The sequence below is a fragment of the Caulobacter endophyticus genome (assembly GCF_003116815.1).
GTDB lineage: Bacteria > Pseudomonadota > Alphaproteobacteria > Caulobacterales > Caulobacteraceae > Caulobacter > Caulobacter endophyticus.
Genome location: NZ_QDKQ01000037.1, coordinates 117,910 through 133,114 on the forward strand (window position 1 = coordinate 117,910; position 15,205 = coordinate 133,114).

Genomic DNA, 15,205 nt, shown 5'->3' on the forward strand with positions numbered 1-15,205 from the left:
GGCCATGCCGGACGGCGCTGGCGCCGCGCCCGCCTAGGAGGCCGGCAGCCTGATCTCGATCCGCGCGCCGATCCGGCCGGGCGCGGGCGGCAGCACGGCGATCCGGCCGTCGTGGGCCGCCACCGCAGACCGGCAGATGGCCAGGCCCAGGCCCATGCCGCCGGGCTTGGTGGTGAAGAAGGCCTCGAAGGCGCGGTCGACCTCTTCGGGCGGGAAGCCCGGGCCGGTGTCGGCGATCTCGATGACGGCCTCGTCGCCCTCGCGGCGCGAGCGCACGTGCAGGCGGCGGGCCTCGGCCGGGACGGCGGCCATGGCCTGGACGCCGTTCAGCATCAGATTGACCAGCGCCTGCTGCAGCACGACGCGGTCGCCCTGGACCAGGGTGTCGGGTGCCTGCGGGTCGAGGATCAGTTCGACGCCGTGCTCGGCGATCTCGCGCCGGACGAAGCCGGCCGAGGCGGCCAGCAGGCCGTCGACCGGCAGGGCTGCGCGGTCGGCGGGGGTCTGGGCGATCAGGCCGCGGATGCCGCGCACCACCTCGGCGGCGTGGGCCGCGGCGTGGACGACGTCGGCGACCGCTTCTTTGGCCTCGTCGAGATCGGGGGTCTCGCGGTCGAGCCAGCGCTGGGCCGCGCCGGCGGCGTTGGAGATGGCCGCCAGGGGCTGGTTGACCTCATGGGCGATCGAGGCCGACAGCACCCCCAGGGTCGCCGCCCGCAGGGCGTGCTCCAGCTCGGACCGGGCGCGGTCCAGCCGCTCCTGCATACGCCGCTGCTCGGTCAGGTCGACGATCGAGGCCTGGACGCGGTCGAGCCCCTGGGCGTCCGGCGGAAAGTTCAGGGCGACCATCACCGGGATCAGCTCGCCGGTGCGGCTGCGCACGGTGGTTTCGGTCTCGAAGCGGGGGGCGCCGGCGTCGAAGGCGATCAGGAACTGGGCGAAGCTGTCGTCGGTTTCGGGCAGCAGCTCGTCCAGGCGCTGGAAGAAGCCGGCCTTGTCGGCGACGCCCATCATCTTCAGGGCCGTGGCGTTGACGTCGGTGATGCCGACCCTGGCCTTGATCTGGCGGGCGACCTCGGGGTTGCGGGCCAGGTGCTCGGCCAGGTCCGTCACGCCCTGGGCGCGCAGGTCGTCGAGGGCGGCCTTCACCGGGCGGAAATCGTGCTCCCAGATCGACACCGCCAGGGTGTTGAAGATGGTGCGGTAGCGGGCCTCGCTGCGGCGCAGGGCCTCGTCGGCGCGACGCAGGTCGGAAATGTCGGTGTTGCTTTCCAGCAGGGCGTGGGCGCCGGTTTCGGCGTCGCGCTCGAGGATCCATTCGCTGAGTACGGTCAGGACCGCGCCGTCCTTGCGGCGCTGGGTCACCTCGCCCTGCCAGGCGCCGTCGCGGGCCACGTGGGCGGCGATCTCTCCGGGCGGGGCGGGCAGGGCGGTTTCCAGCAGGCGGTGGGCGTCCTGACCCAAGGCCTCCCGGCGATCCCAGCCGTAGAGCCGCTCGGCGCCCCGGTTCCAGAATGTGATCCGTCCTTGCGCGTCGCGGATGAAGATGGCGTCGGAGGTGACGTCGAGCAGCCGGGCCTGGGCCTGGAGGATCTCGCGGGCCGCTAGGTTGCGGCCGGTCAGGAAGGCCGCCACGCCCAGCGCGGCCAGGCTGACCAGCAGGCGCAGGGTCGGCGCCAGCTCCACGTCCTCGCCATGGGCGAAGGCGAAGCTGATCGTGGCCATGGCCGCGCAGGCCAGGGTGACCACCCAGAGCCTGCGGCCCGGCAGCTCCTCGCCGACCAGAAGCAGCACCAGGACGTAGAGCACCGCCACCGCGCTGGAGAGCGGGGTGAAGGTGTCGATCACGAACACCGCCGCGGCGATCAGGGCCGCGCCGCCCAGGCGCAGGCGGCGCCCCAGCGGCGAGGGGCGGGACGAAGGAAAGGGCGAGAAGCGCATCAGGCGATTCATAGCGCAAGCCTGCCCCAGGCCGGGACCCCATACCAAGGTCTGGGGCGTGCCAACCAAGTCGATACGCCCGGTGAACGTCCGTACGGTGTGTGTCGCGAGCAGGCCTCGCTAGGGTTGCGGTCATCCAAGGCGGCAGGAGACCGGAGCCATGTTGCAGACCATCGACACCCAGAAGACCCCGCCCCAGGCGATCTGGCTGGTCGAGCAGGCGCTGGCCGCCCTCGACGCGGACGTCGGCTCGGCCCGCGAGATGCTGGATCGGCTGGCGGTGGTGCTCAATAGCGCCGCGCCGCGAGAGGAGCGCAGCTTCCTGCCGGGTTCGCGGGTGCGGTCCACGGGGCCGGCGCGCGGCGGCCTGGCCGGCTGGCAGATCCGGGCGGTGGCGGTCCATGTGGAGGCCAATATCGGCGTCAGCGTCTCTGTCGGCGCGCTGGCCGCGCGGGTGGGGCTGTCGGCCAGCTATTTCTGCCGGGCCTTCAAGGTCAGCACCGACGAGACGCCGCACGCCTACATCATGCGCCGGCGGCTGGAGCACGCCCAGGCGATGATGCTGGAGACCGACGAGAGCCTGGCCCACATCGCCGCCGTCTGCGGCCTGGCCGACCAGGCCCACCTGACGCGCCTGTTCCGCCGCTACATCGGTCAGACCCCCAACGTCTGGCGACGCGAAAACCGGCCGTGGGGCCGGTCCCTGGTCATGGGTTCGCTTCGCCGAGCCTGAGCTGACGAGGTCTGAGGCGGCGCCGACGTTCAAGCCGGCGCGTCTCGCGCCAAGAGCGCCGAAGGTTTGTGGCGCAGGATGATCTTCAACGGCGCGGCCAGGCCCCGCCCTTCGCAGGAGACGACCCATGGACACCGAAATCGCCCGCGCCCGGCGCCTGGCCCCGCTGACCACGCCCACCGGCCTGGGCGAGGCCGCCGCCAAGGACATCTCCGCCGGCCTGACCGCCCTGCTGGCCGACGTCTTCGCGCTCTACATCAAGACCAAGAACTTCCACTGGCACGTCTCGGGCCCGCACTTCCGCGACTATCACCTGATGTTCGACGAGCAGGGCGACGAGCTCTACGCGATGACCGACCCGATCGCCGAGCGCGTGCGCAAGCTGGGCGGCGCGACCCTGCGCTCGATCGGCCACATCGCCCGCGCCCAGCGGGTGCTGGACAACGACGCCGACTATGTGGAGCCGCACGACATGCTGGCCGAGCTGCGCGACGACAACGGCGGCCTGGCCGCGGCCATGCGCGCCGTCCATTCGCTGTGCGACGAGCACGGCGACATCGCCACCGCCAGCCTGCTGGAGAACTGGATCGACGAGACCGAAAAGCGCGTCTGGTTCCTGTTCGAGTCCGGCCGCCGCGACCGCAGCTAAGGCTCCGACCCGCTCGGAATCTGCGCCGCCTTTCCCCCCAGGCGAAGGTTCCGCAAGGCCCCGCCCGCCGCGCCCCCAGGCGGCGGGCGGGGCCGCCTCCTTTCGACAAGAGCGCCCTTATGACCGGCGTCCAGAAACTGGCGCTCAGCGCCGCGACCGCCGCCCTGCTGGCCCTGACGGCGTTCCTTGCCGTGGCCCCGCGCACCGCGCCTGAACGCGGCGCCGTTTCCATTCAAGACGTCGCCTCGCCGCGTTCCGTGAACTAGGGTCGCACGATCAGGAGACCCCGCCGTGAACGACCCTCTAGCAGGCAGACCGCTCGCCGCCGACGATCCCTACGCCCGCACCGCCCAGATCTTTCCCGTGCTGTCGCCCGACATGGTGCGACGGCTTTCGGGCTATGGCGTCGAGGAGGCGATCGCCCAGGGCCAGGTGCTGTTTCGGCGCGGCGACCGGCGGGCCGACTTCTTCCTGGTGCTGGACGGGCAGGTCAGCATCACCCGCAGCGGCGAGGAGGGCGACGACGAAATCCTGACGATCCACGGCCCGGGCCAGTTCAGCGGCGAGCTCGACCAGGTCAACGCCCGGGCCCTGCTGGTCAGCGCCCGGGCGCTGGTCGACGGCCGGGTGGTGCGGGTGGCCAACCGCGACGTGCCGCGGATGATGGCGGCCGAGCCCGACATCGGCGAGATCGTCATGCGGGCCTTCATCCTGCGCCGCATGGGCTTCCTGCATCACGGCGAGGCCGGGATCGTGCTGATCGGCCGGCCCGACGACCCCGACACCCTGCGCATCGAGCGCTTCGCCGTGCGCAACGGCTATCCGCTGCGGCTGGTCGACGTGGAGCACGACGAGGCCGCGACCGGCTGCATGGGCCGTCACGGCCTGGATGTCGCCGACCTGCCGGCCGTGGTGCTGCCCGACCGCAGCCTGCTGCTCAATCCCGACACCATGGACCTGGCCGATCGCCTGGGCATGACCGAGCGCTTCGACCCCGACGAGGTGTTCGACGTGGCGGTGGTCGGGGCCGGGCCGGCGGGCCTGTCGGCCGCGACCTATGCGGCCTCGGAAGGGCTGGCGACCGTCATCGTCGAGGGCATGGCGCCCGGCGGCCAGGCCGGCGCCAGCTCGAAGATCGAGAACTATCTGGGCTTTCCCACCGGTATATCGGGCCAGGCCCTGGCCGGCCGCGCCCAGGTGCAGGCCCAGAAGTTCGGCGCGCGGCTGGCGGTGTCGCGGGCGGTGGTCGGGGTCGAGTGCGACAAGCGCCCCTACCGGCTGAAGCTGGAGGACGGCCAGACCCTGCAGGCGCGGGTGGTGGTGATCGCCTCGGGCGCGCGCTACCGCAAGCTGGACGTTGCGGGTTATGACCGCTTCGACGGCCAGGCGATCCACTATGCCGCCACGGCCATGGAGTCGGACCTCTGCCGGGGCCAGGCGGTGGTGGTGGTCGGCGGCGGCAACTCGGCCGGCCAGGCGGCGATGTTCCTGTCGCGCACCGTCGGCCATGTGCACATGCTGGTGCGCGGCGAGGGGCTGGCGGCGACCATGTCGGACTATCTGGTCCAGCGCATCGAGGGCTCGGCCCGCATCACCCTGCATCCGTTCAGCGAGGTCTCGCGGCTGGAAGGCGAACGCACCCTGAGCCGGATCGGCTGGACCGACCATCGCAGCGGCGAGGAGACGGTGGTCGACGCGGGCGCGCTGTTCGTGATGATCGGCGCCGAGCCCAACACCGACTGGCTGCGCGGCTGCCTCGACCTGGACGAGCGCGGCTTCGTCCTGACCGGCGAGAGCGGCCAGGCCCCCACCGCCCGCTCGGCCTACGAGACCCATCGCCCGGGCGTCTACGCCGTGGGCGACGTGCGCTCGGGCTCAATCAAGCGGGTCGCCGCCGGGGTGGGCGAGGGCTCGGTGGTGGTCTCTGCGATCCACCGGGACCTGGAAGCGCTGCGGGCGGTCTAGGGACGCCGGCTCGGCGTCCGGTCAGGATCAGCCGGCGACGATCACGATCTCGAGCGGCGCTTCGCCGCCAGCGATCGCCAGCAGGCGGTCGACATTGGGGTGCGCGCCGGGACGCTGGCGCGCGTCGGCGGTGTGCTCGGCGAACACCGCCAGGCCGTGCTCGGCGGCCTTGGCGTCCAGGGCGCCGAAAGCCTGGTTCAGATACTGATAGACGGCCAGCGAGCCCTGCTTGCCCGGCTGGTTCTCGATGCTGGCGACCACGGTCCCGCCGGCGTCGACCAGGTCGATGCGCTGCACGCCTTCGACGGCCGGCAGTTGCTGAAGGTTGTCCTTGAAGGTCGCGCCAGGTTGGATCATCGCCCGCTTGTCTCTGAATTCCGGAGTGAGTTGCGGGCGGGCGTGTAGCACTCAAGGGCGGGAAGGCGCTACGGTCTTACCCCTCGACCCACCGCTTGATCGGGCGCGGGTGGGGCGTCTTGTACTCGGAAAGATCGAACATCACCTCGTCGACATAGCACCAGCCCCAGCCCTCCGGCGGGTCGTAGCCCTCGATGATCGGGTGCTGGGTGGCGGCGAAGTGGGCGCTGGCGTGACGGCTGGGCGACTGGTCGCAGCAGCCGACGTGGCCGCAGGCGCGGCAGAGGCGCAGGTGCACCCACCAGCCGCCGGTCTTGAGGCATTCCTCGCAGCCGTCTGCGCTGGGCGTCACGACGGCGATGGTCGACAGGTGGGTGCAGCTCATCGGGGCGGCCTTCCTCGCAGTGTCCGGACAGTCCGGCGATGATGTCGCCAAACCGTCCGGAGCGCTTGCGTTTCCCGACCCCTTATTGGCCGGCCGCGGCTACTTCTTCGGCTTGCGGGCGGCCTGGACCTCGATCTCGACCAGCATGCCGTCGGCGACCAGGGCGGTGACCTGGCTGGTGATGCGCGAGGGCTTGTTGGGCTGCTCGGCCGTGCCGAAGAAGGTCTTGTAGCCCTCCATCATGCCGGCGAAGTCCATCTTGCCCTCCTTGGCCGGGTCGCCGACCAGCAGCACGCGCATCATCACCACGTCCGAAAGGGTCGCGCCCTGGCTCTTGAGCGCGTCTTCCAGGCGCTTGATGACGCCGATGGTCTGGGTCTTGGTGTCGCCGAACTTGGCCACGCCGGTCGCTTTGGCGTCGACCACCGGCGGGGTCATGCCGCTGACATAGATGGTGTCGTAGCCGGCCGGCACGGTGACCACGCTGGCGATGGCCGACTTGGGGTCGCCGCCGCGGACGATCTCCTGGGCCAGGGCGGGCGTGCTGACGGCGGCGGTCGCCACGAGGGCGAGGGCGAGGCGTTTCATTGGGCGTTTCTCTCCTGGGGAACTCAACCTGGACCGAAATCCGAGGGCGCGGGACTAGTGGGCCTGCAGGCCGCGCGCCTTGGCGCCGGCCTTGGACTGGGCGCGGACGCCCGAGACGTCGGCGAAGCTGACGGGCTTGCCCTTGTTGCCCCACGCGGTGCGGACATAGTTCAGAAGGCCGGTCAGCTCGGCGTCGGACAGGTCGTCCTTGAAGGCGGGCATGCCGGCCCGGCCGTTCAGCACGACGCCGGCCATGGCCTTGCCGTCGCCCTGCACCAGCGGCGAGCCGGCCAGGGCCGGAAAGGCGCCCTTGACGCCCTTGCCGGTGGCCTGGTGGCAGGCCGAGCAGTTGTCGGCGTAGAGGGTCTGGCCGGGAGGGGCGCCGAGGGCGGACGAGGCGGCGCCGACGACGAGGCCGAAAGCGGCGAGCGCCGGGAAAGCGTGGCGAAGCATCAGGTCTCCGAGGGTCTGGATGGCGTTCATCACGCGGCGCGGACGCGGGCGTGCAGCTTGGCGATCTGCTGCCAGGCGGACTCGATGGCCCCGGCCTGCCAGCCGCCGAGATAGCTCAGATGCTCGCCGGCCAGGTAGAGGCGGCCGTCGGGCTCGCACAGCACCGGATAGGCGGTCTTGCGGCCTTCCTCGCCCCACTCGGCCCAGCCGCCCAGATTGTGCTCGGCCAGGTGCCAGCAGAACGAGAAGGCGTTCTCGTAACTGTCGGCGTATTCGGGGAACACCTTCTGGCCGCCGGCCACGGCGAAGGCGGCGCGCTCGGCCGGGGTCTTGGCGCTGATCCTCGCGGCCTCGCCGCCGAACGAGTAGTAGCCCAGCAGCACGCCCTTCTGCGATTGCCAGCCGGTCGAGGGCAGGCTGATCGTGCCGATGCCGGGCATGTCGTTGTAGATGTGGCCGCCGTAGATGAAGTGGTCCTCTTCCCAGAAGCGGCGCTTCATCTGCAGGCCGATCTTGTTGACCGGGGCGTAGGCCACGCCCTCCATCGCCGCCTTGAACGGCTTGGAGGCCTGCAGGTCGACATTGCGCAGCACGCTGAGCGGAATGGTGCAGATGCAGTAGTCGGCGACGACCTGGGCCTTCTTTCCGGCGGCGTCGCGATAGCCGATCTTCACGCCCTTGGCGTCCTGGCCGATGGTCTCGACCACGCAGGAATAGCTGATCTTGTCGGCCACCTCGCGCTCGAAGGCCTTGGCCAGCTGGTCCATGCCGCCGATCGGCTGGAGCATGGTGCGCTGCTGCTCGTAGCCGGCGACCGAGGTCAGGGTGCGCCAGGCGCCCGAATGCAGCACGTCGGCCATGCTGCGCGGGGTCGAGGGCTTGCCGGGACCGGGCGAGACGCCGGCGCCGGGGTGGACGTCGAAGCCGCGGCCGTCGGCGCCGGTATAGGCCAGGTCCGTCGGCGAGAGGCGGCCCTCGTTGACCATGTAGGCGACGAAGAGTTCGCGATCCTGCGTCGTGAAGGCGCCGTCCAGGCCGCCCTTGGAGGCGACCTTGGCCATCAGCTCGGCGGCGTGGCCGCGGGCGTCGGCGGCGATCTCGGCCTTGCGCACCGCCTTGCCCTTCAGCGGACCCTCGCCCTTCTCGAAATAGACATAGGCCGCGTCGTTGTCGTTGACGAAGCTCTCCAGCGGCACGCCCAGGAGCTTGGTGTAGTGCAGGGTCGAGCGGTGGTGATACGGGATCCGCCACGGGCCGTGGTTGATGTAGAGGCCCTCGTCGAACTGGCAGGTCTGGTCGTTGCCCAGCAGGTCGACGTGGCGGAAGCCCTTGCGGGCGGTCTGGCAGCGGCCGCCGGCGAAGTCGCGGGCCTCCAGCACCTGCACCTCGTAGCCGTGCTTGGTCAGCTCAAAGGCGGCGGTCAGGCCCGCCAGGCCTGCGCCCAGCACCACCACCTTGACCCCCTTTCCGCCGCCCTCCAGTGGAGGCGGCGCGGCCTGGGCCGAGGCGAAGCCGTAGCCCAGGGCGTCCATGCCGGCCATGGCCAGGGACATCCCGCCATAGGCCGCCAGGCTCTCGAAAAACCGTCGGCGCGTCAGAACCGCGCCAGATGCCGAAGTCGCTCGACCGTCCATACGCCACCCCGTGCTCTTGTCCGCCTGCCGGATGTTTCGGCGGCGGTTCCATCTCGAAAGCCCCGTCCCGGCGGGGCAATCCCTTTAAGCCGGCCAGGACGGCCCGCCTGTCGCGGAACGGCGTTGTGCCGCCTGCTTGGGCGCCCTGATCGCGGCTTGGGCGAAGTTGGGGCGCGAGGACCGCGCTCCCGTCGAACCTTTCGGAAAAGGGAGCCGGGCGGACGCCCGACTCCCTCGGTTCGGATGCGGTGGAGGGGCGACCTAGAAGCTGTAGGTTAGGCGCCCGTAGTAGTAGCCGCCGTTGATCCCGAACGGCGAGAAGGCCGGATACTGGGTCACGCAGCCGCCGCCGGAGGCGATGCAGGCCGACTGGAAGGCCGCCGAGAACTTGTCCGGATACTCGTTGAACAGGTTGTTGGCGCCGATCGCGGCGGTGACCCCGACGGGGAACTTGTAGGCGATCTCCAGGTCGGTGAGGGCGGTGGCGCTGACCACGGTGTCGAGCAGCGGACCGGTGCCCGGATCGGCCAGGGCCGAAGCCTTGCCGTAGAAGGTCTCGGTCAGGCTGACCGTGACCGGGCCGAAGCTGTAGAGGCCGTTGAGGCCGATCTTGTACTTGGGCGCGGCGGTCTCGAGCAGCGAGGCGGCGTTGCCGGCGAACAGGACCTGGCCGGTCGGGAAGGCCGCACTGGTCACGCCAAGGGGGGCGGGGGCGGGTTTGACCTTGGTGATCTTGGTCTTGTTGTAGTTGCCGCTCAGCGTCCAGTCGATGCGGCCGAAGTCGCCCAGGTCGGTCGGATAGGACACCACGACGTCGACGCCCGTGGTGCGGGTGTCCAGGCCGTTGGAGAAGATGTTGATGCCGGTGCTGGTGACGGTGCTGTCCAGCACGTTGCCGTTGGCGGCGATGGCGGCGTTGACGTTGGGGTTCACCACCACGCCGTTGCGCAAGCCGTAGGCCGAGCTGGAGCCGAAGATCCGGTCTTCCAGCTTGATGCGGTAGACGTCGATCGTGGCCGTCAGCTTGGGCAGCGGGTGGGCCACGACGCCGAAGCTGTAGTTGGTGGACTTCTCGGGCTTCAGCTTTTCGATGCCCAGCAGGGCGGCGGCGGCCGAGTTGGGAGCCAGCTGCACGAAGGCCGAGGTCGGCGAGACGTTGGTGGCCGAGTAGAACGACTCCGCAAGGGTCGGGGCGCGGAAGCCGGTGCTGACCGTGCCGCGGACGGCGAACATCTCGTTGAAGTCGTAGCGGCTGGTCAGCTTGCCGACCGTGGTGTCGCCAAAGTCGCTGAAGTCTTCGTAGCGCAGGGCCACGTCGACCTTCCACGGCGTGACCGGCGAGACGGCCAGGTCGGTGTAGAGCGCCCAGCTGGTGCGGCTGTGGCCGCCTGCGTCGGTCTTGGAGAAGCCTGGATAGGACTGCGAGCCTTCCTTGTAGGTGGAGGCCGCGTCGCCGGCCCCGATGGCATAGGTGTCACGGCGCTGCTCGACGCCCAGGGCCACGTCCAGAGGCGTCGCCAGGCCCACGTCGAAGCCGCGCGACAGGTCGAGGTTGTTGGTCCACTGGGTGGTCTGCCAGCTGCCGGCGTGGAACGAGGTCGGGGTGAAGCCCCTGGTCGTGAGGGTCGAGGTGTCGGTGTAGAGGCTGGCGTTGGCCGAGTCCTCGACGCGGACCTCGATGTCGTCCTTGCCGTAGGTGGCGCTGAGGTCGAAGTTCCAGCCCGCGACGACGCCGGATAGGCCCAGCGTCATGGCGTAGTCGTCCTCGATGATCCGTTCGCGCGGGCTGAAGCCGTTGGGGAACGGCCGGTCGGTCGCGCCCATCCTGCCCTGGATGCGGTTGTAGCGGCGGTAGTTCTCGTAGGCCGAGGCGTCCTTGTGGCCGTAGGTGCCGAACGAATAGACCTCGAAGTCGCCGGGCAGCTCGACCCCGCCGTTGAAGGCCAGGACGTGCATCCGGTACTCGGCGTCGCCCGAGATCAGGTTCAGGTTCGGATAGCCCTTGATCTGGCTCTCGACGGCGTTGTTGGCGGCCGAGTAGCCGGGGCTGGCGGGGTTGTAGACGCGCTGGTCGGGCAGGCCGCGGTTGGAAAAGCCGTGGTATTTGCTCTCGACCGTGAAGTTCAGATAGCTGTTCTCGGTCGGGGCCGTGCCCAGGTTGGCCGAGAACGAGGCGGTCTTGCCGCCGCCGTCGAAATACTCGCCGCCGGTGGCCGAGATCGCGCCGCCGGACTCCGACTTCTTGAGGATGATGTTGACGACGCCGGCGATGGCGTCGGTGCCGTACTGGGCCGCGGCGCCGTCGGTCAGCACCTCGATCCGGCCGATCGAGGCCATCGGGATGAAGCCGAGGTCGGCCGCCGCCGCGCCCTGGTAGGGGCCCGACAGCACGGCGAGGTTGCCGGTGGTGTGGCGGCGCTTGCCGTTGATCAGAACCAGCGCCTGGTTCGGCGACAGGCCGCGCAGGCGCGCCGACAGGGTCAGGTTGGCGGTGTCGCCGCCGAAGGCCTGGGCGTTGAACGACGGCACCAGGTTGGCCAGGCCCAGGCGCAGGTCGACTTGACCGGTGCGCTCGAGGGTGGCGGTGTCGACCACCTGGACGGGGGCCGGGCTGTCGGCGACCCGCAGGCCGGTCTGGCGCGTGCCGGTGACGATGACGGTGTCGAGTTCGACGGAAGGATCCGGCGCAGGCTCGGCCGCATGTGCGATGGTGGAAGCGCTCAGAGCGATCGAAAGAGTCGAAATGCTCGCGGTCAGAATCTTTTTGAGATTATTGTTCACTAGTGCCCCTCTCCGCATAGTCAATGCATGACTGATGGCTCCTTCGTGGGGTCCGCCCTAATCGTGTTCTTGTCGTTGGAACGCGAATACTAGACTGAACAGCGGTTTTGACCGCGGTTCAGCGTTGATCAGGGCGACGGGTTCGGCAATGGGGGAGGGCGCGCGGAAGGGCTTTGTGGGCCTAGTTCGTATACGCACGCCACATTTCAGGGCGCCGGCCAGAGGTTTCCGGAAGGTGCTGATCATCACACCGGCAACTGGGATAACGTCGTTTGATCATGCGCGCACGGCGACGCCGGCAGCGGGTTTCCGGAACTGATCGGCGAAGCATGATCCGGCGCCGAAACCGCGTTCCACGTCCCGCGGACCTGAAGCCCGGTGCGAACGGCGCGTGGTGAAAATTGCCGTTCCAACCCATTTTTTGACGGAGCGACGGCAAACTTGGTCGCAAGCGGTTCAGAAAATCTCGAATTCAATTCCCATCGAGTCGGTGGGAATTGACCGGCGCCGGCAATGATCCGGCACGACCTGTTCGTTTCCTCAGCATCGGGACGATGCGCCGGCATTTCCTGAAATGTGGATTGCGGGCGCGCTTCCCCGGCGGGGAGCGTCGGGTCGCAGTTCTGGAGGGGATACCATGAACACTCGCCTGCGCGTCGCCCTGTTGGCGACCACGACCCTTTGCGCCGCCGTGCTGTCGGCGCACGCCTACGCCCAGGAGGGCGAGGCCGCCACCGTCGAGGAGATCACCGTCGTCGGCTCCCAGATCAAGGGCGCCAAGGTCACCGCCGCCCTGCCGGTCACGGTCGTCGGCGAGGATCAGATCCAGGCGACCGGGGCGGTCTCGGGCGATGACCTGTTCCGCGCCATCCCGCAGATGGGCGACGTCAACTTCAACTCGCAGTACCTGCCGGGCACCAGCAACAGCGCCCGCGGTGACGTCGGCTCGGTGAACCTGCGCAACCTGGGGATCGGCAACACCCTGGTGCTGCTGAACGGCCGCCGGGTGGTGACCCACCCGACCAGCCAGGCCAACGACAACCTGGTGCCGGTGCTGACCTACAACTCCAACGCCATTCCGGTGACGGGCCTTCGCCGTCTGGAAGTGCTGCGCGACGGCGCGGCGGCCATCTACGGCGCCGACGCGGTGGCGGGCGTGGTCAACACCGTGCTGCGCGACGACCTGGAGGGGCTGGACGTCTCGGCCCAGTACGGCTTCGCCGAGGGCACGAACCTCAAGGAGTACAATTTCAACGCCTATGGCGGCCACAACTTCGCCGGCGGCCGCGGCAATGTCAGCGCCTTCTTCTCCTATGACGAGCGCTCGCACCTGCGCTCCTACGAGCAGGCCTACACCGCCTCGGCCGACCGGCGCGCCCTGTTCGCCGACACCCGCTTCGCCGGCGCGACCAGCCTGTACGGCCGCAGCACCACTACGCCCTGGGCCTATCTGCAGACGCCGCAGAGCTTCGGCACGGTGCGGCAGGGGACGACGGCCCTGACCAGCAGCGCCGGCTATTTCCACATCCAGCCGACCACCTTCTCGGGCTGCCAGCTGAACATCGGCAACGGACTGTGCATCGACGACGGGGCCCTGGCGACCTCGGGCGTCGATCGCGACCTACGCTTCGACGCCGCCTCGCTGGGCACGACGGTGATCCCGTCGGTCAAGCGCGCCAACCTGTTCGCCACCGGCAAGTACGAGATCAACGACAGCGTCACGGCCTTTGGCGAGCTGGGGATCTACCAGGCCAAGACCAACGCCGGGCAGGCGCCGATCCAGACCCTGTCGTCGGGGGTGATCACCATCCCGGCCAGCAACTACTGGAACCCGTTCGGCCCGACGGTCTTCGCCAACGGCTCGGTCAATCCCAACCGCCTGCCGAACCTGAACGTCCCGGCTTCGGGCCTGGCGGTGACCCTGCGCGGCTACACCTTCGCCGACCTTGGCCTGACGGAGGTGGACGTCACCAACAAGCAGTACCGCGTGCTGGGCGGCCTGCGCGGCGAGAAGTTCGGCTTCGACTGGGAGTCGGCCTTCGTCTACTCCGAGGCCACCGCCGAGGACGTGGCCGACAACATCTCGACCACCAAGCTCTACGCCCAGCTCGCCCTGTCGACGCCCGACGCCTACAACGTCTTCAACGGCTCGGACCTGACCTACACCAGCGGTCCCGACAGCACCCGCAACAGCCAGGCGGCCATCGACGCCATCCGCGTCAAGACCATCCGCCGCACCAAGAGCACCCTGGCGCTGTGGGACTTCAAGGTCTCGCGGCCTGACCTCCTGACCCTGCCGGGCGGCGACCTGGGGATCGCCTCGGGCGTCGAATTCCGCCGCGAGACCCAGCTGGACGACCGCGACGGCCGCATCGACGGCACGACCACCTTCACCGACCCGACCAGCGGGGCGGTGCTGAGCGACCTGATCAACTCCAGCATCAACCCCGACACCAAGGGTCACCGCACGGTGGGCTCGGCCTATCTGGAACTGGCCGTGCCGCTGGTCTCGCCTGAGATGTCGATCCCGCTGGTCCACCGCCTGGAAGGGCAGCTGGCCGGCCGCTACGAGCGCTACAGCGACTTCGGCGACACCGCCAAGCCCAAGGTCGCCCTGGCCTGGGACGTGATCGACGGCGTGCGCTTCCGCGGCTCGTGGGCCCAGGGCTTCCGCGCGCCGAACCTGGAGCAGATCAACGCCTCGGTGATCTCGCGCTCGAACACCCGCACCGACTACGCCTTCTGCGAGGCCGACCTGCGATCGGGCCGGATCGGCGCCTTCTCGTCGTGCTCGCGCTCGCAGTTGACCACGGCGCGGCGGGCGGGCAATCCCGACCTTGAGCCCGAAGAGTCCGAAACCCTGTCGTACGGCGTGGTGTTCGAGCCGAAGTTCGTGCCCGAGGCCTTCGGCCGCCTGACCTTCACCGCCGACTACTGGAAGGTGAAGCAGACGGGCCTGATCGGCGTGTTCGGCGAGGGCAACGCCCTGATCCTCGACTACCTGCTGCGCCAGCAGGGTTCGAGCAATCCGAACGTAGTGCGCGCGGCGGCGACCGCCGACGATATCGCCGCCTTCGCGGGCACGGGCCTGAGCGCCGCCGGCCAGGTGCTGTACGTCAACGACAAGTACACCAACCTCCAGCCGCAGGTGGTCGAGGGGCTGGACTTCGGCTTCCTGTGGAAGCTGGGCACCGACCGGTTCGGCGACTTCGATCTGAACGTCAACGTCGCCCACCTGCTGAAGTACTACCAGTCGCCGTCGCCGGGCATCGCCGAGCTCTTGAAGGCCCGGTCGGACGGCACGATCAACGCGGGCACCACCATCACCGGCGGCGGTGATTTGCTGCGCCAGAACGGCAAGCCGGAATGGAAGTGGTCGGCGGCCCTGACCTGGCGCTACGACCGCTTCACGGTCGGCGGCTTCACCCAATACATCGGCGACTATGACGACACCGCCCTGATCGACAGCTCGGGCCAGTCGTGGGTGGTCGACTCGACCCTGACCGGCAACCTCTACGGCGAGGTCGACGTGGCGGAGTTCCAGACCAGGGTGCGGATCGGCGTGCGCAACGTCACCGACGAGCAGCCGCCGCTGAGCGCGGCCGGCTACGACGGCACGATCTACACGCCGTACGGTCGCTACTGGTACTTCAACGTCAAGAAGCGGTTCTAGGCCCGCGCCCAAACCCCCGGGCCAGGCGCGGCCCGGGGCCTTCCTT

The 15,205-nt window shown here is 69.4% G+C and carries 12 protein-coding genes; 5 read left to right on the top strand and 7 right to left on the bottom strand.

Annotated elements, in window-relative coordinates; all coding sequences use genetic code 11:
* Positions 1–33 precede the first annotated feature (33 nt).
* A complete protein-coding gene (locus DDF67_RS11020; protein WP_158278032.1) occupies positions 34–1,941 on the bottom strand; it encodes a PAS domain-containing sensor histidine kinase in 1,908 nt (635 codons plus the stop codon).
* Between the two features lie 160 nt (positions 1,942–2,101).
* On the opposite strand from DDF67_RS11020, the gene DDF67_RS11025 reads away from it, so the two are divergent.
* From DDF67_RS11025 to DDF67_RS11035, 4 genes are all read left to right on the top strand, one after another.
* Positions 2,102–2,674 (top strand): AraC family transcriptional regulator, encoded by a 573-nt coding sequence (locus tag DDF67_RS11025; protein ID WP_109100945.1) that lies wholly within the window; start codon positions 2,102–2,104, stop codon positions 2,672–2,674.
* Positions 2,675–2,801: 127 nt separating this feature from the next.
* Positions 2,802–3,323 carry a Dps family protein gene (locus DDF67_RS11030; protein ID WP_109100946.1) on the top strand — a complete coding sequence of 174 codons (522 nt, stop codon included), beginning with the start codon at positions 2,802–2,804 and terminating at the stop codon, positions 3,321–3,323.
* Positions 3,324–3,442: 119 nt separating this feature from the next.
* On the top strand, positions 3,443–3,589 hold the full coding sequence (locus DDF67_RS25530) for a hypothetical protein (protein ID WP_158278033.1): 147 nt from the start codon (positions 3,443–3,445) through the stop codon (positions 3,587–3,589).
* Positions 3,590–3,614: 25 nt separating this feature from the next.
* Positions 3,615–5,288 carry an FAD-dependent oxidoreductase gene (locus DDF67_RS11035; RefSeq protein ID WP_199229208.1) on the top strand — a complete coding sequence of 558 codons (1,674 nt, stop codon included), beginning with the start codon at positions 3,615–3,617 and terminating at the stop codon, positions 5,286–5,288.
* A 27-nt stretch (positions 5,289–5,315) separates the two neighbouring features.
* Here the strand turns inward: DDF67_RS11035 and DDF67_RS11040 are convergent, their stop codons facing one another.
* The 6 genes from DDF67_RS11040 to DDF67_RS11065 form a co-directional block, all read right to left on the bottom strand.
* Complete coding sequence (locus tag DDF67_RS11040) at positions 5,316–5,645, bottom strand: DUF2322 family protein (protein ID WP_109100947.1); 330 nt, start codon at positions 5,643–5,645, stop codon at positions 5,316–5,318.
* A gap of 76 nt (positions 5,646–5,721) precedes the next feature.
* A complete protein-coding gene (locus DDF67_RS11045; protein WP_109100948.1) occupies positions 5,722–6,030 on the bottom strand; it encodes a UBP-type zinc finger domain-containing protein in 309 nt (102 codons plus the stop codon).
* 99 nt (positions 6,031–6,129) lie between these two features.
* Entirely contained in the window at positions 6,130–6,618 is a 489-nt protein-coding gene (locus DDF67_RS11050; protein ID WP_109100949.1) for a RidA family protein, read from the bottom strand.
* Between the two features lie 54 nt (positions 6,619–6,672).
* Positions 6,673–7,071 (bottom strand): c-type cytochrome, encoded by a 399-nt coding sequence (locus DDF67_RS11055; RefSeq protein ID WP_109101013.1) that lies wholly within the window; start codon positions 7,069–7,071, stop codon positions 6,673–6,675.
* A gap of 29 nt (positions 7,072–7,100) precedes the next feature.
* Complete coding sequence (locus DDF67_RS11060; RefSeq protein ID WP_109100950.1) at positions 7,101–8,705, bottom strand: flavin monoamine oxidase family protein; 1,605 nt, start codon at positions 8,703–8,705, stop codon at positions 7,101–7,103.
* Between the two features lie 261 nt (positions 8,706–8,966).
* Positions 8,967–11,486: a TonB-dependent receptor plug domain-containing protein gene (locus DDF67_RS11065; RefSeq protein WP_233247618.1), complete on the bottom strand. Its 2,520-nt coding sequence runs from the start codon at positions 11,484–11,486 to the stop codon at positions 8,967–8,969.
* Positions 11,487–12,123: 637 nt separating this feature from the next.
* Here DDF67_RS11065 and DDF67_RS11070 point away from each other — a divergent pair.
* Positions 12,124–15,159 (top strand): TonB-dependent receptor domain-containing protein, encoded by a 3,036-nt coding sequence (locus tag DDF67_RS11070; RefSeq protein ID WP_109100952.1) that lies wholly within the window; start codon positions 12,124–12,126, stop codon positions 15,157–15,159.
* The last annotated feature ends 46 nt before the right edge of the window (positions 15,160–15,205 follow it).